Raw genomic sequence first — 18068 nt, forward strand, 5'->3', positions numbered from 1 at the left:
TAATTACGCTGGGGATATGCCGGAAAAGAACCAGGAACGCCTGGCGACGGAGCTGGGCGCCACCGTCTCGCTGCTCATGCGGCATCTGCGCGCCGCCTCGCCGCACGGGGAGCTCACCCCGACCCAGCGCGCGGTGATCGGCCGCATCGACACCGACGGCGAGGCCACCATCGCCGCCCTGGCCCGCGCCGAGCTGGTCCGCCCGCAGTCGATGCGGCTGACCGTCGGGGCGCTGGAGGAACGCGGCGTCCTCGCCCGCAGCCCGCACCCGACGGACGGGCGGCAGGTGGTCTTCTCGCTCACCGGGGAGGGCCGCCGGATGCTCGCCGTCGTACGGCAGGAGAAGCAGAACTGGCTGGCCGAGGCCATCGCCGACCGGCTGACTCCGGAGGAGCAGCAGACGCTGGAGTCGGCGACCGCGCTGATACGGCGGCTGATGCCGGAATGAAGGCCGGGATGAGCGCCGGGGGGACAGCCGGATCGGATGCCGGACCGGGCGCCGGATTCCCGCAGGGCGGGGGTGGGCCCGGCGGACCCGCCGCCCCGGCCGGCCCCGGCGCGGTCACCGGCCCCGGCCCGACCGTCGGCGCCGACCGTGCCTTCGGCGCCCGGCTGATGGCGCCACTGCTGCTCGGCTCGCTGCTGAACCCCGTCAACTCGACCATGATCGCCACCGCGCTGGTGGCGATCGGCCGGGACTTCCGGGTCGGCGCCGCCGACACCGCCTGGCTCATCTCCGCGATGTACCTCGCCAGCGCGGTGGGCCAGCCGTCGCTGGGGCGGCTCGCCGACCGGATCGGGCCCCGCCGGGTGTTCACCGCCGGCGCGCTGACCGTCTGCGCCGCGGGCGTCATCGGGGCCCTCGCGCCCACCTTCACGCTGCTGATCGTCTCCCGGGTCGTACTGGGCGTCGGCACGGCGGCCGCCTACCCCGCCGCGATGGCGGTGCTGCGCGCCGAGTCGCTGCGCACCGGCCGCCCGACGCCCCGCCGTGTGCTCGGCCGGCTCTCGCTCGCCGCGCTGGCCAGCGCCGCCGTAGGCCCCACCCTCGGCGGGCTGCTCGCCGCGACCGCGGGCTGGCGCGCGGTGTTCGCGGTGAACGTCCCGCTCGCGCTGCTCGCCCTGGCCGGCGCGCTCGCCTGGCTCCCGGCCGACCCGAAGGACGCCCGGCCGGGGCGCGCGGGCTCCCCGTCCTCCCTCGACCCGCTGGGCATCGCCCTGTTCGCCGGGGCGCTCACCTGCGCCATGGTCTTCCTGCTGCGCCTCGCGGACCCGCGGTGGCCGCTGCTCGCGCCGGCCGGGGTGCTCGCGGGCGTCCTGGTGTGGTGGCAACTGCGCCACCCGGCGCCCTTCATCGACCTGCGGATGCTCGCCGGGAACGGCCCGCTGGTGCGCACCTACCTCCGCCAGGGACTGACCTACCTCGTCATCTACTGCGTGCTGTACGGCTTCAGCCAGTGGCTGGAGCAGGCGTACGGCGCCTCGTCCTTCCAGGCCGGGCTGATCATGCTGCCGATGTCCCTGGCGGCCGCGGCCTGCTCGCTCGTGGGCGCCCGGACGAAGGGCGTCCGCGCCCCGCTGACCCTCGCCGCGGCGTGTCTCGCCCTGGGCAGCGGGGTCTTCCTCCTGCTGCACGGCACCGGCCCGCTGGTCGCGCTGCTGTGTGCCGGCGCGCTGTTCGGCATCCCGCAGGGCCTGGCGTCGACCGGCAACCAGGCCGCCGTCTACGCCCAGGCCCCGGCCGACGGCGTGGGCGCGGCCGCCGGACTCCAGCGCACCGCCCAGTACCTCGGCGCGATCACCGCGTCCGGCCTCATCGGGCTGCTCTACGGGCAGCGCGCCGGGGACGCCGGGCTGCACCAGATCGCGCTGATCGGCGGGGCGCTCGGCCTGCTGCTGCTCCTGCTGACCCTCGCCGACCGCGGTCTGCGGCCCGGCGCCCTCGGGAGCGGCGTCTGAATCCGGCCACCGGCCACCCGCCGCAACGGCCACCTCCGCGACATCTCCACCACCCGTCACCACCACACAAGGAGCACCCGTGCCCGCCACCACCCTCGATGCCACGACCGCCCTGATACTGATCGACCTGCAGCAGGGCATCGCCGCCCTGCCCGGCACCCCGCTGCCCTCCGCCGAGGTCGTCGAGCGCGGCGCGCGGCTCGCCGCCGCGTTCCGCGAGCGCGGGCTGCCGGTCGTCCTGGTGAACGTCACCGGCGGCGCCCCGGGCCGCACCCAGACCGCGCGGCCCGCCGGCAGCCCGCCCGCCGACTGGGCCGAGCTGGTGCCCGAACTCGACCGGCAGCCCGGCGACATCCTCGTCACCAAGCAGCAGTGGGGCGCCTTCCACGGCACGAACCTGGACCTGGAGCTGCGCCGCCGCGGAGTGACCCAGGTCGTCCTCGCCGGCATCGCCACCAGCATCGGCGTGGAGTCCACCGCCCGTGCCGCCCACGAGCACGGCTACCACGTCACCCTCGCCACCGACGCGATGACCGACCTGGACGCCGACGCGCACCGCAACAGCCTGGAGAAGATCTTCCCGCGGCTGGGCGAGAGCGACACGACCGCGGCGATCCTCGCCCTCCTGGACTGAGGCCCGGCGCGCTCCGAGGACGCCGGCCGCGGCCGCACTCCGGCCGGCCTCCTCCGGGGACCGCGCAGGATCAGCCGAACAGCGCTGAACCGAGGGGGTGTTGCCGGTCGAAGCCGGGGAGGATCAGGAAGGTCGCGCTGGCGGTGGTGGTGGTGAATCGCAGCAGCGCGTCGGAGGCGTCCATGTGGGTGAGGGTGGCCGTGAAGGCCCGCAGGTCGTTCTGGAAGCTCAGGAAGAGCAGGCCAGGGGCGGGTTCGTCGATGCTGTAGGAGCGGCGGAGCATGAGGCCGGCGCCGACGACGGCGGGGTTGGCCCGGCGCACGTGAGCATCGACGGGGACGAGGTAGCGGCCGTCCGGTGTCTTGGCCCCCAGGTCCGGGCCCGAGGCGACGGGGCCGCCGGAGAGGGGGACGCCACTGGCCCGGCGCCGTCCGAAGACCGCCTCCTGCTGGGCCACGGACAGGGCGGCGAACCGCGGCAGGTCGAGCTCCATGCGCCGCAGTACGGCAAGGGTGCCGCCCGCGACCGCGGGGGGACCGGCCAGCCACAGGTCGCGTTGTTGTTCGGCGGTCGTGTGCGGGCCCACGATGCCGTCGAGGAAACCGAGAGGGTTGCGTGACGCGGTGAGGCCGTTGCCGAGGGGCACGTTCGTACCGCGGCGTGCGGACTGCCGCCAGCGTTCGTGGAGGCGGTCACCGGCCTGGGCCAGGAGCGCGGCGCCGACGACCGGCAGGAGCAGCGCGTCGCCGGCGCAGATCTGTATCAGCAGGTCTCCGCCGCGTGCCCGGGGGGCGACCCGTTCGCGGGAGAAGCGCGGGAGGTCGGCCGCGCCGGGCAGCGAGGCACCGGCCGCGCGTACCAGCCGGGGGCCCACGCCGACGGTCACGGTGAGGTCGCCCGGCGGCAGGCCCAGCAGCCGCGGGTCGGTCCCCGCGGTGAGCGTGCGGATGGCACTGCCGAGTTCGGCCAGTAGCGGGCCGGCGTGCGCGGTGGCGTCGAGGTCGGCGACCACGGCCAGCAGGTGGGGCTGGGCCGGCTGGGGCAGCGTGATGCCTGCCTGGTGCCGGCCCGTTGCCGCAACCGGCGTCGGCGTGGCCGCCGCGACGGGGGCGGGCCGGCCCGGCCGGGCGGAGTCCGATGTGCACCCGGCGGTCAGACCGGCGGCCACCATGGCGCCGGTGACATCGAGGAACGCCCGGCGCGACGGATGGTGATCGGCTCGGTGCATGGAGCGAGAGTGCCACACGCGAATCGCCCGTGCCGGTCAACCTCCCGATTCCGGCGCGGAATTGGGCGTCTGCTGCCAAACTGGGATCATGCCTCGATCAGCTCTTCGCGTGTTGGCGGCGGTACTGGGCACGCTGACACTTGTGGTCGGCTGCGGCGGCGAGGGCGGACCGGACCGCGGCCGGCGACCGGCCGGTGCGCAGGTGACGATCCGGGTGCCTGCCGATGCGCCGACGATCTCGGGCGCGGTGGCGCTGGCCCGGCCCGGTGACCTGGTGCTGGTCGCTCCGGGCGTGTACCACGAGTCGGTGAGGATCGACACGGCTCGCGTCACTCTTCGCGGCGCGTCCCGGGACAGGGTCGTCATCGACGGGCGGTTGCGGCAGCCGAACGGTGTCGTCGTCGCGGCGCCCGGGGTGGCCGTGGAGAACCTGACCGTGCGGAACAACACCCAGAACGGGGTCCTGGTCACCGGTTCGGCGAAAGCGGCCGACGGGCAGCCGGGACGAAGCGGCGGCTACGACACCGGCGACGAGCCCGTCACCTTCCTGAAGTCGTTCCTGGTCTCGTACGTGACCGCGACCCGCAACGGTCTCTACGGCATCTACGCGTTCTCCGCGCAGAACGGTGTCATCGAGCACTCGTACGCGTCAGGAGGAGCCGACTCGGGGATCTACGTCGGGCAGTGCAAGCCCTGTCGCGTCGTGGTGCGGGACAACATCGCCGAACTCAACGCGGTCGGTTACGAAGGCACCAACGCCAGCGAGGACATGTACGTGGTCGGCAACCGCCTGGTCGGCAACCGGGTCGGCCTGACCACCGACTCCGACCACCAGGAGAAGCTGCTCCCGCAGCAGGGCGCCGTCATCGCGGGCAATCTGATCGCCGCCAACCAGCAGCGGGCCACCCCGGTGCAGGCCGACGGCGGGTGGGGTACCGGCATCGGCATCGACGGCGGCAGCGACAACCACTTCGTCCGCAACCGCGTCGCCGGCAACAGCAACGCCGGGCTCGTGATCACCGCGACCGCCGACATGCCTGCGGTGGGCAACCGGATCGAGGACAACACGTTCACCGGTAACGGCATCGACGTCGGCTGGACGTTCCCCACCGCCACGCGGGGACGGGGCAACTGCCTGCGCGGCAACGACCTGCGAACCACCGTGCCCGGCCGGCTCGCGACCACCGCGTCCTGCCCGCGTCCGGGCAAGTCGCCCTCGCCGGCCGGCAGGTGGGCGATGCCGACGGCGCCCGGCGGCATCCCCTTCACCGAGGTCGCGGCGCCGGGTCCACAGCCGCAGTTCCCCCGTGCCACCACCACGGGCGCCACCCCTGTCCCGGCCGTTCCCGTCCTGCCGAAGACGGCAGGCATCCCACTGCCGTCAGCATCCCTGCTCGCCGCGAACGCGCGGGTGCAGACGTCCTGAACAGCGCCTACCGGCCCGGGGTGACTCCGGGTACCGGCGCCACCGGAACGTACTTCCGGGTGTCGAAGTCGATGACCACCGGCTGCGGCTGGGAACCCACGCTGACGCGGACCCGGTACATGGTCCCGTCCGGGCCGATCCAGTAGCGCACGTTGCCCGCCGTACCGGAGCGGCCGGGGGAGGACGGCCCGGTCATGACGTCCACCCGACGCCCGTCCACCTGGTCCTGTCCCCACCAGGCGGCGCCGTTCTGCGGCAGCAGTTCGGCGTTGTCCGGCCGGTCGCTGCCGAGGCCGAGCGCGATGGTCAGCGAACTGTCCAGCGCGCTGCCGGCCGACAGCAGCGGACGGCGGTACCAGGCCGAGCGGGGCGGCGACGCGGGTGCGTGCGCCGGGGCCTTCACCATCGGGTGGACGAACACCGAGGTGGCCGTCCACTCGATCAGCCCGTCGCCGGAGGTGTCGCGCCCGGTGCCGTGCACCACGCCGTAACCGAGCTTTCCCCGGTAGTCGACGGACCCGGTGACGGTCAGTCCGCCGGCGGTACCCGGCACCGTGATCGTCACCGCACGGCCGTGCGCCTCGTAGTTACGGAACCGCGCGATCGCCAGCCGGTTCGCCTCGTCCGACGTCAGGGCGCGCGGGCCGCCGGAGCCGATGCCGCCGTCGGCGAGAAGGAACGCGGCCGCCGCGGCCACCGCGGCGGCCGCGGCGGCGAGGACGGCTGCCGCCCGGCGTGGCCGCGGCCATCGCCGCCGGTCAGCCGCGGGGTCCGGTGGAGCTTGCCGGGTTCTCACGCTCCGCACCTGGCTCGACGCTGACACTCTGTTGATTCACCCTCTCGGTCACCATGCTGCCCGGCCACCGTGCGGTCGTGGCGGCACTCGGAAGTCCGGTGACAGACGACGCCAGGGCCGGCCCTCGTGGACCGGCCGAGAGATGATCTGCCTGCCGGCGCCCTCCGGAGCGCGGGCAGGCAGATCGCTGTGGTCCGTTTCGTTCAGCGTTTCCGGGAGCGGCGCTTCCGGCTCATGAACGCGATGACCAGGCCCGCACCCACCAGCAGACCGGCGAGGGCGATCATCTTCGGCAGCCCGGACATACCGGTCTGCGCCAGCGAACCCCTGCTCCCACCGGCCGGGGCCGGGTTGCCGGCAGGCGGCGCGGGTGACGGCGGCGTAGCGGCCGGTGGTGAGGCCGGGTTCGGCGCCGGGGGCGGGCTCGGCGTCAGGCTCGGCTCCGGGGCGGAGCTCGAAGGCGGCGTCGGGGCCGTGCTCGGGGGCGGCGTCGGGGTCGGCGTCGCGGTTGCCGTCGGAGTCGGCGTCGGCGTCGCGGTTGCCGTCGGAGTTGCCGTCGGAGTTGCCGTCGGCGTCGGAGTTGCCGTCGGGACGTACACCCCGGCGTCGATCGTGTGATCGACGCCGCCCGGCTTGTCCGGCGCGGTGACAGGCGCCCGGCCGTCGCACAACCGACCGGCGGTCGGCGGGGTCACATTGGAGTCATGCGCACGGTGGGCACCGGCTCGCGGGAGCGTGAACCGCAGCTCGCTCGCCGGGGGCCGGCCGGGCACCTTGCCGGTGTCCGCGGTACACACGTCGAACTGCACCGTGTATTTCGCACCCGGTGTGAGCTGGTATGCGGCGCCGACACCACCGAAGTAGTACTCGCCGGCGGCATTGGTCCTGGTCGTGGCGACCTGTTTGCCGTCCGCGTCCAGCAGGTTGATCGTCGCCCCCGGCAGCAGCACGTGCCCCGGGTCCTGGATCCCGTTGTGGTCGCCGTCGAACCACACGACGTTGCCGATCTGGACCGGCGCGTTCGCGGCCGCGTACGCGATGTCACCGAGCCCGCCGGCCTTGCCGAACCCGCCTTGTACCCCGCTGACGAACTGGAACCCGTTGGCCTTCGGGTTGTTGCCCGGGCCCTGACCGGTCGTGATGTCGTGGTACCCGGTCCCTGAGGTCGCGACGTTGACGACCGGGTCGAACTCCGTGCTGACGACCCACTGCTGCTGCGGGATGTAGGCCACCGACCCCAGCGCGGTCTCCTGGTGCGCGTTGGCGTAAAAGTCGCCCGGGAAGTATTCGACGACATCGGCGGCCTGGCCGCCATTGTTGGCGGGGGTGGCGTGGTTGGGGCAGTTCCCGGTGCCTTCCCACTGGTATTCACCGGTGGGAGTGGCGCAGACCATGGTGATGTCCCCACCGGACATGGCGTTTTCCGCCGTGTCGTTCCCCGGGCGGGGGTCCAGCCCTCCCCAGCTGAGCACGTCCATGAACCGGTCGCGGAAGCCCAGGATCATCGAGCCGTCCCGGGCGAAGGCGAGGGAGGCCAGCTCCGGCTGCGGATCGATGAAGACGCCGCCCGACTTCCGGTCGTCCCACGTGTCCAGGCCGGTGTTCCACGGGTTCCAGTGGGTGGCCTTGTCGCCGGAACCGAAGACGCTGCCGCGTTTGTCCGTGAGCGGGTGGCTCAGCACCGTGGTGAACCGCTTGCCGTCGTAGGTGGAGACGAAGGCTTTCAGGTCCGCGCGCTGCTGGGTGCTCTCCGCGCTGCACACGCCGCCCACGTACAGCGTGTTGTTGTGGACCTGGAGACCGAACGGCCGCCAGTCGTCGGGGCTCGCGCACCCCGGGTCCGGGATCGGGACCGTCGACTTGGGCGCCGCGGCGGTGGCCCCTGTCGCGTCGAAGCTCACCAGGCTGCGGGTCCGCAGGTTCACCGCGTACAGCGTGGAGCCGTCCTCCGACAGGGCCAGGCCACCGATGCTCTCCTTGCCCGGCGCGTCGGTGAACCCGGGGTCCTTGATCATGTTGGCGGAGTCGTGCCGCGTCACCGCGGCGTCCGGCACCCGCGCGAAGAGCTCCGGCGCACCCGAGCCGTTGACCGGCACCGTGTAGATCGCGCCCCCGCCCTTCGGCCCGTACGGGGCGTACCGGCGGGCGAACGCGCTCTGGAACAGCCGGGTCCGGTCCTTGTCGTACGCCAACCCGAACGTGGTGCCCACCTGGTCCTGCGTGGCCAGCGTGGCCGGGCACGCCACATCGGTGGGACACGTGCCCCGGGTCTTCGTCCCGAACGCCACCAACGCCCGGTTGTCGGTCCCGTTGGCGCCGTTGTGGACCGGCACGAAGTACCGCGAGTCCGGCAGCGCGTAGTCGGCCGGATCCCACACGCCCGTCACCACCGAGGCGTTCTTCCCGTCCGACACATCCACGAACGACGTGAAGCTGTCGAAGTGGTTCTCCGCCGTCGACGCGGGCGCCGCCCGCAGATAGCCGCGGTACGGTGCCGGGATGCTGACGTCGACGCGGTAGTGGCCGCCGCTCAGCACGGTCGACCGCGACACCACGACCTTTCCCGTGGCATCCGTGACGCCGCCGGCACGGTGCCCGGCGGGGTCGGAGATCTCCACCTTCATGCCCCGCTGCGGTACGTCCATCGCCGTGTGGATCACGCCGGTGCCGAAGAAGTCGCGCAGCACCTGCACCGTCAACGTGCCGTCGGCCGTCGAAGCGGCGGCCTGGCCGGCCGTCGCTCCCACGGCGCCGCCCGCCAGCAGGAGAACAGATAACCCCATGCGCGCCAGCGCCTCCACCAGCCTCCAGGCCGACCGGCGAGATTCTCTGCCGACTCGGTTCATGGCATCACGCTCCACATTTTTCTCTTCAGGAATACGAAGCACCCGCTGCTCGCCGCCCGTCCACTTCATGCCCCCGGAAACGAACACCGAGGCGAACGCCACGCAAAAGAAAGACGGCCCACGCAGTTGCGTGGACCGCCTTGCGGTGATCGCTCGGGGGAATTGCAGGCGAGCGGTAAGCGTCGCGGAACAGGAAAAGCGAACGCGCGTTCAGGGCTTCGGGCAGAACGGCCCTGGTTCGCGTCTTCTGGCAACTCCATCACGGCGCCCTCGCCCCCCACCGCCGACCTCACCGACCGCCATCGCGAGCAGCGCGCAATATCCTATCCACCCCAGTCCCGCCGATACCCGCAGAACTCCAGATATCCCTTCGGGCTCCGCGATAATCCTCGAACTCCCAGAAGACGGCGACCGGAAGAATGTGCGACAGGGACAGGGTGGCCGGATCCGGTCGCATGGAGTGCGGGACATCTGGATGACGCGTCCGGAACGCGCCCGTCACGCATAGGAAGTTGTGCGATCGGGGTGGGTCTGATTCGCCTGCCGCACGATTGACGGTGCGCCATATCCGTTACACGGAAAGGGAATCCGGACAGCGGTGCCGCGTACTGCCGTTGTTCCTCGCGTGGTGGCCGGGACCCATGAGAACGACCGATCCGGACGACTCCCCTCAGCGGCGTGCCCCGTCGAGCGGTGCCGGATGGCCGGCCGGGCGCCGTTCGTGCCAGCGCAGGTCGTCCTGGAGCTGGGCGGCCAGCGAGATCAGCCGCGGCTCGCCGTGGGCCGGGCCGAGCAGTTGGGCGCCCAGCGGCAGGCCGTGGGTGCTGAAGCCGGCCGGGACGCTCACGCCCGGCCAGCCGAGGACGTTCCATGGCCAGGCGTACGGGCAGGCGGCGATCATGGCTTGATCCGTACGCCAGCCGCTGAGCTTGGCCAGGGTGCCGATGCGCGGCGGCGGGGTGGCGGTGGTCGGCGTCAGCAGGACGTCGTAGGGGCCGAACAGCGCGCCGATCCTGCGCTGTTGGCGCCTCTCGACGGCGCGCGCCCGGCGCAGCACGGGCCCGCCGAGCAGCCGTCCCATCCGCGCCGCCTCCCGGGTGCGGCGGTCCAGCAGGGAGCGGTCGGGGACCCGGTCGGCCCACTCCCCCACCCCGGCCGTGGCGCGCGGGACGAAGGCCAGGCCGACCAGCCCGTAGTCCGGTTCCGCCTCCTCCACGAAGTGCCCCAGCCGGGCCAGGGTGCGGGCCACGCCCGTCACCGCCTCCCGGACCTCCGGGTGCAGCGGCTTGGGGGTGAAGGTGAAGGCGGCCTTCCACGACAGCGCGATGCGCAGCCGCCCCGGGTCGCGGCCGGCCGCCTCGCGCGCCGCGATGGCGGGCGGCCGGTGCAGGTCGCCGTCGTGGTTGCCGCTGGCCACGTCCAGCAGCAGCGCCGCGTCCTCGACCGTACGGGCCAGCGGTCCGATGCCGGTGATCCCCTGGAAGGACTCCGGGTCCGGCCAGGTGGAGATACGCCCGCGCTGGGGCTTGATGCCGACGAGATGGGACCAGGCGGCGGGGATCCGGACCGATCCGGCGCCGTCGGTGCCGAGCGCGGCGGGGACCAGCCCGGCCGCGACCGCGGCGGCCGAGCCGCCGGACGAACCGCCCGGGGTGTGGGCGAGGTTCCAGGGGTTGCAGGTGTTGCCGAAGGCCGGGCCCTCGGTGAACGGCCACTGCCCTAGTTCGCAGGCGTTGGTCTTGCCGACGATGATGGCGCCGGCCGCGCGCAGCCGCCGGACGACCTCGGCGTCGCGCTCCTTGGGCGGGAACTCGCCGGCGCAGCCGAACGCGGTGGGCTCGCCCGCCACGTCGGTGTCGTCCTTGACGGCGACCGGCACCCCGAGCAGCGGCAGCCGCTCCCCGCCGGCCAGTCGGCGATCGGCGCGGGCGGCCTCCGCCATCGCCGCCTCGGCCCGTACCCGGCGGAAGGCGTTGACGCTGCTCTGGGTGGCCTCGATGCGCTCCAGCGACCGCCGTACCAGCGCGGTCGAGGTCACCCGGCCGTCGGCCAGCGCCCGTGCCTGCTCGGCGAGGCCCTCCCACTCCCCGGCCGTGACACCGGTGTGCCGGGCCGGGGAGCGCCCGGTCTCGCTGTCCTGGCTCTCGTCAACGCTCACGCTGCGTGCCCTCCCTGGGACCGCTCATTCGAACGAACGGTCCCAGGAGGCTAATCGTCACGGCGGAGACCATCAACGATGCCGCGCGGTGCGCCACATCGACGACACACGGACGGCACACAGCGGCCCGCCGTGTTCCGGCGAGGTGACGCCCTGCGCACGAACCGGGGGCGCGACGGGTGGCGCGGGCCCGTCACGACGGGCGGACGACCCTCGCCGAGCCGCCGCCGCGCCGCACCTTCTCGGCGGCGGCCAGCCAGCGGCCGTCCGGCAGCCGCTGGACGCCGGTCGCCGCGCCGATCTCCGGGTTCGGCTTGAACGCGTGTCCGATCGCTTCGAGTTGCCGGCGGACCGGGCTGTTCCACAGGCCGGGTTCGAGTTCGGTCGTCGCCGCGTTGCGCTGGCTGGCGCGCGGGGCGGCGATGGCGTCGGCCAGCGGCATCCCGCGGTCGAGGTGGTTGACCAGGGTCTGCAGCACGGTCGTGATGATGGTCGCGCCGCCGGGCGAGCCGAGCGCGACCACCGGCCGGCCGTGGCGCAGCACGATCGTCGGCGAGATGGACGAGCGCGGCCGCTTGCCCGGGCCCGGAAGGTTGGGGTCATGAACCGCCGGGTCGGCGGGCGCGAAGGAGAAGTCCGTGAGTTCGTTGTTGAGCAGGAAGCCGCGGTGCGGGACGACGATGCCGCTGCCGCCGGTCTGTTCGATGGTCAGGGTGTAGGCGACGACGTTGCCCCACTTGTCGGCGACCGTCAGGTGGGTGGTGTCCTCGCCCTCGTACGTCGTCGCGACGCCCTTGCCGCCGCCGGCGCAGCGGCCCGGATGGCGCGGGTCGCCGGGCGCGAGCGGGCTGGTCAGCGCCTTGTCGTCACGGATGAGGCAGGCGCGGGAGTCGGCGAAGCGCTGGGAGGTGAGGGCCTTGGCCGGCACGTCCTCCTGCGACGGGTCGCCGATCCAGCGGCCGCGGTCGGCGAAGGCGATCCGGCTCGCCTCCAGGTACCGGTGGAGGTACTGCCGCTCGCTCAGCCGGGAGACGTCGCTCTTCTCCAGGATGTTGAGGGCCTCGGCGACGCTGGTGCCGCCGGAGGAGGACGGCGCGATGCCGTAGACGTCCAGGCCGCGGTAGCGGGTGCGGGTCGGGGCGTGGCCGAGGGCCCGGTAGGCCCGCAGGTCGCCCGCGGTCAGTTTGCCGGGCCGCACCTGGCGGGTGGCCCCGGAGCGCACCGGCGGCTTCTGAACGGTGCGGACGATGTCCCGGCCCAGTGCGCCGTCGTAGAGCGCCCCGACCCCCTTCCTCGCCAACTCCGTGTACGTACGGGCCAGGTCGGGGTTCTTGATCGTCGAGCTGACCGCCGGCGGTTCGCCGCCGGGCAGGAAGAGGCGCGCGGTCGCCGGGAAGTCCTTGAAGCGCGCCTCGTTGTCCGCGGTCTGCTGCCGGAACGTCGGATCGACCGTGAAGCCGTCCGCGGCCAGCTTCGTGGCGGGCCGCAGCACCTGCGCCAGGGAGCGGCTGCCCCACTGGCGCAGGGCGGTGTCCCAGGTGGCGGGGGTGCCCGGGGTGCCGACGCTCAGACCGCTGGTGACGGCGTCGGCGAACGGGATCGGGGTGCCGTTCTCCAGGAAGAGGTCCCGGCCGGCGGTGCGCGGGGCGGTCTCCCGGCCGTCGAGGGTGCGGACGGTGCGGGTCCGCGCGTCGTAGGAGACGAAGTAGCCGCCGCCACCGATGCCCGCGGAGTAGGGCTCGGTGACGCCGAGGGCGGCGGCGGTGGCGACCGCGGCGTCCACGGCGTTGCCGCCCTGCTTCAGCACCGCGATGCCGGCGGCCGAGGCGTCCGCGTCGACGCTGGAGACGGCCCCGCCGTAGCCGACGGCGACCGGCGTCTTGCCCGGGGTGGCGGGGGTGGCGCTGTCCTGGGCCGCGGGAGCCGGCCGGGCGGGCGCGGCGGACCCGGCGGCGGCCGGGACCGCCATCAGGGAGCCGGCCAGCGCGGTGGCCGCTCCCAGGACGGTGAGGCGTCGGGCTCTGCTCATTCCGGATGTTCCTCCAAGCGCGTGCGCGGGGGGCGGCAGCGGGCGGTGAGCCTACTCGGCCCAACAGCGGGCGGACAGAGGGCATTTCGCCTGTCGCCGCCCCGGGTCCGGCAGGGATCAGCCGCGTCGTTCCGGTACGGATCCGGTAGGCCGGGACGGACCGGGACAAGCCTCCCCGCGGCCGCGCCCCGCCCTCGAACACCCACCCGGTGAGCCGCTACGCTCCCCGGCCATGGACGACACCCTGCTGCTCCTGACCGCGGCGGCCGTGGCCCTGATCGTGGGGCTGGTGGCCGGCTGGGCCGTGCAATCGACGGCGGTCCGCCGGAAGCTGACCCGCGAACAAGGCTTCTTCGGGCTGCCGGACGGTTCGGAGTGCGTGCTGGTCACCCACCGGGACAGCTCCTCGGCGCACTGGAGCATCCCCCGCCATGACGCGCTGGCGCTGCTGGGGCTGGCCGCGGTGATCGAGAACTGTGGTGCGCACCCCGAGGTCGCGCCGCACGACACCGGCCTGCAGGGCTTCGGGGCGCGTACCGAGTTCTGCGTCGGCGACCCGACCGCGCACCGGCGGCTGGCGGCCCACCTGGCCAATCTGCTGCCGGGGGTGGCGGTGCATCCGGGTGACGAGGCCGGCGCGGGCCGCGGCACCTTCACCATCGGCGGGACGGCGTACCGGATGGAGCCCGGCGCGGTCGAGTACGTCCTGCTGGCCCGGCTGACCGCCGGTGAGGGCGGCGACCGCCCGGTGTTCCTGGCGGCCGGGCAGCGCCCGGTCACCCACCGCGCCGCGGTCCGCCACCTGGTCCGCAACCGGGCCCGGCTGGCCCGGAAGCACGGCGCCGACGGCCAGTTCTGCCTGCTGCTGAAGGTGGTCAACTCGCAGGCGTACGGGCCCGATGTCGTCGAGCTGGTCGCCGATGTCACCAAGGCCGCACTCACCGCCGCGGAACCGAAGGGCCACCGGGCGGCGGCCTGAGCCCGGCGGACGGTCGGGTGGCCCGGTCCCCGAACCGGCACCCCACCCCCCGCCTGTCCCCTGCTCTCCGCCCGTCCCCGTCCCTCCGCCCGGCGCACCGAGCGGGCAGCCGTCCCGCCGGGCCCGCGCTTCTCCACCCCGCAGCTGATCTTCGCCGCGCTGGCCGCGCTGGTCCTCTACGGCCTGTTCGTGGCCACCCAGACGGTCCGGCACCGGGACTACTTCCTGCCGGTGACCACGTCCGGCGAGGTGATCCACGGCGAGGACCACGCCGACCCGCCCCCGGCACGGGCCGCGGCGGCCAGCCTCGGCCTGCTGGCGCTGGCGCTGATCGCGGTGGTCGGCCTGGCCAAGACGGTGTCACCGGCCATCGAGTCCGGGGTGATCGCGGCCGGGCTGCCCTCGTCCGTGGTGGGCGTGGTGATCGCGCTGCTGGTGCTGCTGCCGGAGAGCATCGCGGCGGTCCGCGCGGCGCACCGCGACCGGGTGCAGACGAGCCTCAACCTGGGCCTCGGCTCGGCGATGGCCAGCATCGGCCTGACCATCCCGGCCGTCGCGCTGGCCACCGTCTGGCTGCCGGTCCCCCTGGTCCTGGGCCTGGGCGCGAGCCATATGGTGCTGCTCGCCCTGACCGTGACCGCCGGCACCCTGACGGTCCTCCCCGGCCGGGCCACCCCCCTGCAGGGCGGCGTGCACCTGACCCTGCTGGCGGCGTACCTCGTGCTGGCGGTCAGCCCGTAGGGCGGGGCCGCGGCCGGGGCCGGCGCCGGGGCGGGACAGCCCACGGCGCCGGTCCGCGCCGGCCCCGGCCCGGCCCCGGCCCGGCGATCCGGAACTCCGGCAGCCGGTGCCCCGGGCCCCGGCTATCCGAACTGGCCGGGCTGGTAGTCGCCCGCGGGCTGCCGGGTCATCACGTTCAGGCGGTTGAAGGCGTTGATGAGGGCGATCAATGACACCAGAGCGGTGAGCTGCTCCTCGTCGTAGTGCCGGGCGGCTCGGGCCCACGCCTCGTCCGTGACCCCGCCGGCCGCGTCGGCGATGCGGGTGCCCTGCTCCGTCAGCTCCAGGGCGGCGCGTTCGGCCTCGGTGAAGACCGTGGCCTCCCGCCAGGTCGCGACCAGGTTGAGGCGCACCGAGGTCTCACCGGCGTGCGCGGCGTCCTTGGTGTGCATGTCGAGGCATCCGGCGCAGCCGTTGATCTGGCTCGCGCGGATCTTCACCAGTTCCTGTGTCGCGGCGGGCAGCGCCGAGGACGCGGCCTCCCTGTCCACCGCGATGAAGTGCTTCACGATCTTGCCTGCGAACGGGTTGCCGATCAGCTGCAAACGGGCGTCCATGGTGTGCTCCTTGGCCGTTGTCGTGGTTACGCATCTAGGACCGGACGGCGCGGCGGGATGTGACATGCCCCCGTGTGATGTGCGTCTCCCCGCCCGTGCCGCCTGCCCCTGCCTCCGTCCGTCGGACCAGGACCAGCGGACCAGGACCACCACCGGCGGACCGGGACCAACGGCCGATCGCACCGTGGTCCGCCCGGCCGGTACGTTCCTTGGGCAACCGTCCGACGGGCCCCGCGGGGACCCGGTGTCCTCAGGGGGACTCCCATGCGCGTCATCGCCTTCGACCACCTCGTGCTGAACGTCGCCGACGTCGAGCGGTCGCTCGCCTTCTACTGCGGGCAGCTCGGCCTGGAGCCGGTCCGGGTGGACGCCTGGCGCGCGGGCGAGGTGCCCTTCCCGTCCGTGCGGGTGAGCGCGACGACCCTCATCGACCTGGTCCAGGGGCCCCGCGAGGGCTCCAATGTCGACCACCTCTGCCTGGTGGTCGAGCCGCTCGACTGGCAGGAGGTCATCGACTCGGGCACGTTCACGGTGGCCGACGGCCCGGGGCCGCGCTTCGGCGCCCGGGGCGACGGCCAGTCCCTCTACGTCGAGGACCCGGACGGCAACACCGTCGAACTCCGCTGGTACCCGCAGGACGCGTAGGGGTGTCCCCCAGCGGGTCTGCGCCCGGTGCGCCGCCGGGTGCCCGGCGGGCGCGTCAGGCGCTCTCCCCCGGCGCCCGGCCGGCGTCGCGCGTCCGGCCCGACGGGAGCCGGTAGGGCACGCTGACCACGCTCACCCCCGGCGTGAACAGCAGCCGGGCCTTGAGGCGCAGTGCGCTCTGGTTGTGCAGCGGCTGTTCCCACCAGCGGCCGACGAGGTACTCCGGGATGACGATCGTGACGGCGCCGCGCGGGTGCCGGGCGCAGCTGTCCAGGACGTAGTCGATCACCGGCCGGGTGAAGTCCCGGTAGGGCGAACTGAGCACCTGGAGCGGCACATCGATGTCGTGGGCGTCCCACTGCTCGCGCAGCCCCCGCACATCGCGGGGGTCGACCGCCACGATCAGCGCGTCCAGCGATGTGGGGCGCATCGCGCGGGCGTAGCCGAGAGCCTTGAGCGTGGGCGCGTTCAAGGCGTTGACCAGCACCAGCACAAAGTTCCCGGCCGGCTCCCACGGCCGGGCGTCGGGCGCGACCGCCAGGGCCCGCGCCACCCGGTCGTAGTGCCGGCGCACCGCGCGCATCCCCAGGAAGAGCAGCGGCATCGCGATCACCACGATCCATGCGCCGTGCGTGAACTTGGTGATCAGGACGACGATCAGGACCACCCCGGTGAGCACCGCGCCCACCGCGTTGATGGCCTGGGAGCGCCGGTGCCGGACCCGCTCCCGGGCCGGCAGTCCGGGGGCGGCGAGCACGGTCCGCCAGTGCCGGACCATGCCGGTCTGGGAGAGCGTGAAGGAGACGAAGACGCCGATGATGTAGAGCTGGATGAGGTGGGTCAGCTCCGCCTTGAACAGCACGATCAGCCCGATGGCGGCCAGCGCGAGCAGGATGATGCCGTTGGAGAAGACCAGCCGGTCGCCGCGGTTGCGCAGTTGCCGGGGGACGTAGCGGTCCTCGGCGAGGATCGACGCCAGCATCGGGAAGCCGTTGAAGGCGGTGTTGGCGGCGAGGATCAGCACCCCGGCCGTGAAGGCCTGCAGCAGGTAGAAGAGGACGGTGACGTCGCCGAAGGTGGCGCGGGCGATCTGGGCGAGGGCGGTGGAGGTCGGGGTGCCCGGCGGCAGGCCCAGTTCGGTGGGCTCCACCGCGACGTGCACGTCGTAGAGCATCGCCAGGGTTGTGATCCCGGCGAACATGGTGACGGAGAAGAACCCCATGATCAGCAGCGTGGTGGCGGCGTTGCGGCTCTTGGGCCGGCGGAAGGCGGGCACTCCGTTGCTGATCGCCTCGACACCGGTCAGCGCGGTGCAGCCGGACGCGAAGGCCCGCATCCCGAGCAGGACCAGCGCCAGGCCGGTGTAGGAGGAGACGGCGTGCAGCGGCAGGCCGGCGGATTCGGCGCGGGGCGTCGCGCCGGTGGCGATCCGCGCCGCCGCGAAAGCGAACATCAGGTAGATGAAGAAGACGAACCCGTAGGTGGGGACGGCGAAGACCCGTCCCGACTCCCGTACGCCGCGCAGGTTCATCATCGCCAGCAGCGCCACGAACCCGACGGACAGCGCCTGGTCGTGGCCGCCGAGCGAGGGGATCGCGGAGGTGATCGCGGCGACGCCGGAGACGACGGACACCGCGACGGTGAGCACGTAGTCCACGAGCAGCGCGCTGGCCGCGGTGAGCGCCGCGTTGCGCCCGAGGTTCCGCGCGCTGACGAGGTAGGCCCCGCCGCCCCCGGGATACGCGTAACAGGTCTGCCGGTAGGACGTCACCACGACCACCAGCACCAGGACGATGGCGGCCGCGGCGTACCAGGTCAGATGGAGCAGGGCGATCCCGCCGAGGCCGACGACCAGCAGGATCTCCTCGGTGGCGTACGCGACCGAGGAGAGCGGGTCGCTGCAGAAGATCGGTAGCGCCAGTCGCTTCGGCAGCAGCGTCTCGCCGAGCCGCGTGCTGTCCAGCGGACGGCCCACCATCATCCGCTTCGGCCTGAAGAATTGGCTCATAGGCGGTCAAACTAGGGGCCGTC

At 73.4% G+C, this 18068-nt stretch carries 13 protein-coding genes and 1 pseudogene; 7 read left to right on the plus strand and 7 right to left on the minus strand.

The annotated features are described in order from the left end of the window. Positions 1-16 precede the first annotated feature (16 nt). The 3 genes from K7396_RS07225 to K7396_RS07235 all read left to right on the plus strand — a co-directional run bounded on the left by K7396_RS07225 (position 17) and on the right by K7396_RS07235 (position 2593). Positions 17-448, plus strand: coding sequence for a MarR family winged helix-turn-helix transcriptional regulator (locus K7396_RS07225; RefSeq protein ID WP_086718932.1), 432 nt, complete (start codon positions 17-19; stop codon positions 446-448). A gap of 8 nt (positions 449-456) precedes the next feature. Continuing rightward, positions 457-1959, plus strand: a complete 1503-nt coding sequence (locus K7396_RS07230) for an MFS transporter (protein ID WP_223659713.1) — start codon at positions 457-459, stop codon at positions 1957-1959. 79 nt (positions 1960-2038) lie between these two features. After that, a complete protein-coding gene (locus K7396_RS07235) occupies positions 2039-2593 on the plus strand; it encodes an isochorismatase family protein (RefSeq protein WP_086718931.1) in 555 nt (184 codons plus the stop codon). A gap of 70 nt (positions 2594-2663) precedes the next feature. On the opposite strand, the gene K7396_RS07240 is transcribed toward K7396_RS07235, so the two are convergent. Beyond that, complete coding sequence (locus tag K7396_RS07240; protein WP_086718930.1) at positions 2664-3821, minus strand: Dyp-type peroxidase; 1158 nt, start codon at positions 3819-3821, stop codon at positions 2664-2666. 88 nt (positions 3822-3909) lie between these two features. On the opposite strand from K7396_RS07240, the gene K7396_RS07245 reads away from it, so the two are divergent. Next, positions 3910-5247, plus strand: coding sequence for a right-handed parallel beta-helix repeat-containing protein (locus K7396_RS07245; RefSeq protein WP_167392783.1), 1338 nt, complete (start codon positions 3910-3912; stop codon positions 5245-5247). A gap of 7 nt (positions 5248-5254) precedes the next feature. On the opposite strand, the gene K7396_RS07250 is transcribed toward K7396_RS07245, so the two are convergent. From K7396_RS07250 to ggt, 4 genes are all read right to left on the minus strand, one after another. Next, on the minus strand, positions 5255-5944 hold the full coding sequence (locus K7396_RS07250) for a hypothetical protein (RefSeq protein WP_086718929.1): 690 nt from the start codon (positions 5942-5944) through the stop codon (positions 5255-5257). A 302-nt stretch (positions 5945-6246) separates the two neighbouring features. After that, positions 6247-8826, minus strand: a complete 2580-nt coding sequence (locus tag K7396_RS07255) for an SdrD B-like domain-containing protein (RefSeq protein ID WP_174886844.1) — start codon at positions 8824-8826, stop codon at positions 6247-6249. Positions 8827-9559: 733 nt separating this feature from the next. Beyond that, positions 9560-11047, minus strand: a complete 1488-nt coding sequence (locus K7396_RS07260) for an amidase (protein WP_086718928.1) — start codon at positions 11045-11047, stop codon at positions 9560-9562. A gap of 193 nt (positions 11048-11240) precedes the next feature. Beyond that, positions 11241-13076, minus strand: coding sequence for a gamma-glutamyltransferase (ggt, locus tag K7396_RS07265; RefSeq protein WP_086718927.1), 1836 nt, complete (start codon positions 13074-13076; stop codon positions 11241-11243). 232 nt (positions 13077-13308) lie between these two features. On the opposite strand from ggt, the gene K7396_RS07270 reads away from it, so the two are divergent. Both K7396_RS07270 and K7396_RS07275 read left to right on the plus strand, forming a co-directional pair. Further along, positions 13309-14055, plus strand: a complete 747-nt coding sequence (locus K7396_RS07270) for a hypothetical protein (RefSeq protein ID WP_152104322.1) — start codon at positions 13309-13311, stop codon at positions 14053-14055. A 117-nt stretch (positions 14056-14172) separates the two neighbouring features. Continuing rightward, positions 14173-14796 (plus strand): annotated as a pseudogene (locus tag K7396_RS07275) (calcium:proton antiporter); the annotation flags it as partial. A 122-nt stretch (positions 14797-14918) separates the two neighbouring features. Here K7396_RS07275 and K7396_RS07280 read toward each other — a convergent pair. Beyond that, a complete protein-coding gene (locus K7396_RS07280; protein ID WP_086721123.1) occupies positions 14919-15392 on the minus strand; it encodes a carboxymuconolactone decarboxylase family protein in 474 nt (157 codons plus the stop codon). 264 nt (positions 15393-15656) lie between these two features. Between K7396_RS07280 and K7396_RS07285 the strand changes: the two genes are divergently transcribed. After that, positions 15657-16037 carry a VOC family protein gene (locus K7396_RS07285; RefSeq protein ID WP_086721122.1) on the plus strand — a complete coding sequence of 127 codons (381 nt, stop codon included), beginning with the start codon at positions 15657-15659 and terminating at the stop codon, positions 16035-16037. 55 nt (positions 16038-16092) lie between these two features. On the opposite strand, the gene K7396_RS07290 is transcribed toward K7396_RS07285, so the two are convergent. Beyond that, positions 16093-18045 carry an APC family permease gene (locus tag K7396_RS07290; protein ID WP_086721121.1) on the minus strand — a complete coding sequence of 651 codons (1953 nt, stop codon included), beginning with the start codon at positions 18043-18045 and terminating at the stop codon, positions 16093-16095. Positions 18046-18068 lie beyond the last annotated feature (23 nt).

The organism is Streptomyces angustmyceticus, from assembly GCF_019933235.1.
Classification (GTDB): domain Bacteria; phylum Actinomycetota; class Actinomycetes; order Streptomycetales; family Streptomycetaceae; genus Streptomyces; species Streptomyces angustmyceticus.

Excerpts from the sequence above, each read along its gene's own strand:
- K7396_RS07290 (WP_086721121.1), bottom strand. The coding sequence starts at position 18,045 with ATGAGCCAATTCTTCAGGCCGAAGCGGATGATGGTGGGCCGTCCGCTG.
- K7396_RS07280 (WP_086721123.1), bottom strand. The coding sequence starts at position 15,392 with ATGGACGCCCGTTTGCAGCTGATCGGCAACCCGTTCGCAGGCAAGATC.
- K7396_RS07245 (WP_167392783.1), top strand. The coding sequence starts at position 3,910 with ATGCCTCGATCAGCTCTTCGCGTGTTGGCGGCGGTACTGGGCACGCTG.
- K7396_RS07240 (WP_086718930.1), bottom strand. The coding sequence starts at position 3,821 with ATGCACCGAGCCGATCACCATCCGTCGCGCCGGGCGTTCCTCGATGTC.
- K7396_RS07225 (WP_086718932.1), top strand. The coding sequence starts at position 17 with ATGCCGGAAAAGAACCAGGAACGCCTGGCGACGGAGCTGGGCGCCACC.
- K7396_RS07285 (WP_086721122.1), top strand. The coding sequence starts at position 15,657 with ATGCGCGTCATCGCCTTCGACCACCTCGTGCTGAACGTCGCCGACGTC.
- K7396_RS07255 (WP_174886844.1), bottom strand. The coding sequence starts at position 8,826 with ATGGGGTTATCTGTTCTCCTGCTGGCGGGCGGCGCCGTGGGAGCGACG.
- K7396_RS07230 (WP_223659713.1), top strand. The coding sequence starts at position 457 with ATGAGCGCCGGGGGGACAGCCGGATCGGATGCCGGACCGGGCGCCGGA.
- K7396_RS07270 (WP_152104322.1), top strand. The coding sequence starts at position 13,309 with ATGGACGACACCCTGCTGCTCCTGACCGCGGCGGCCGTGGCCCTGATC.
- ggt (WP_086718927.1), bottom strand. The coding sequence starts at position 13,076 with ATGAGCAGAGCCCGACGCCTCACCGTCCTGGGAGCGGCCACCGCGCTG.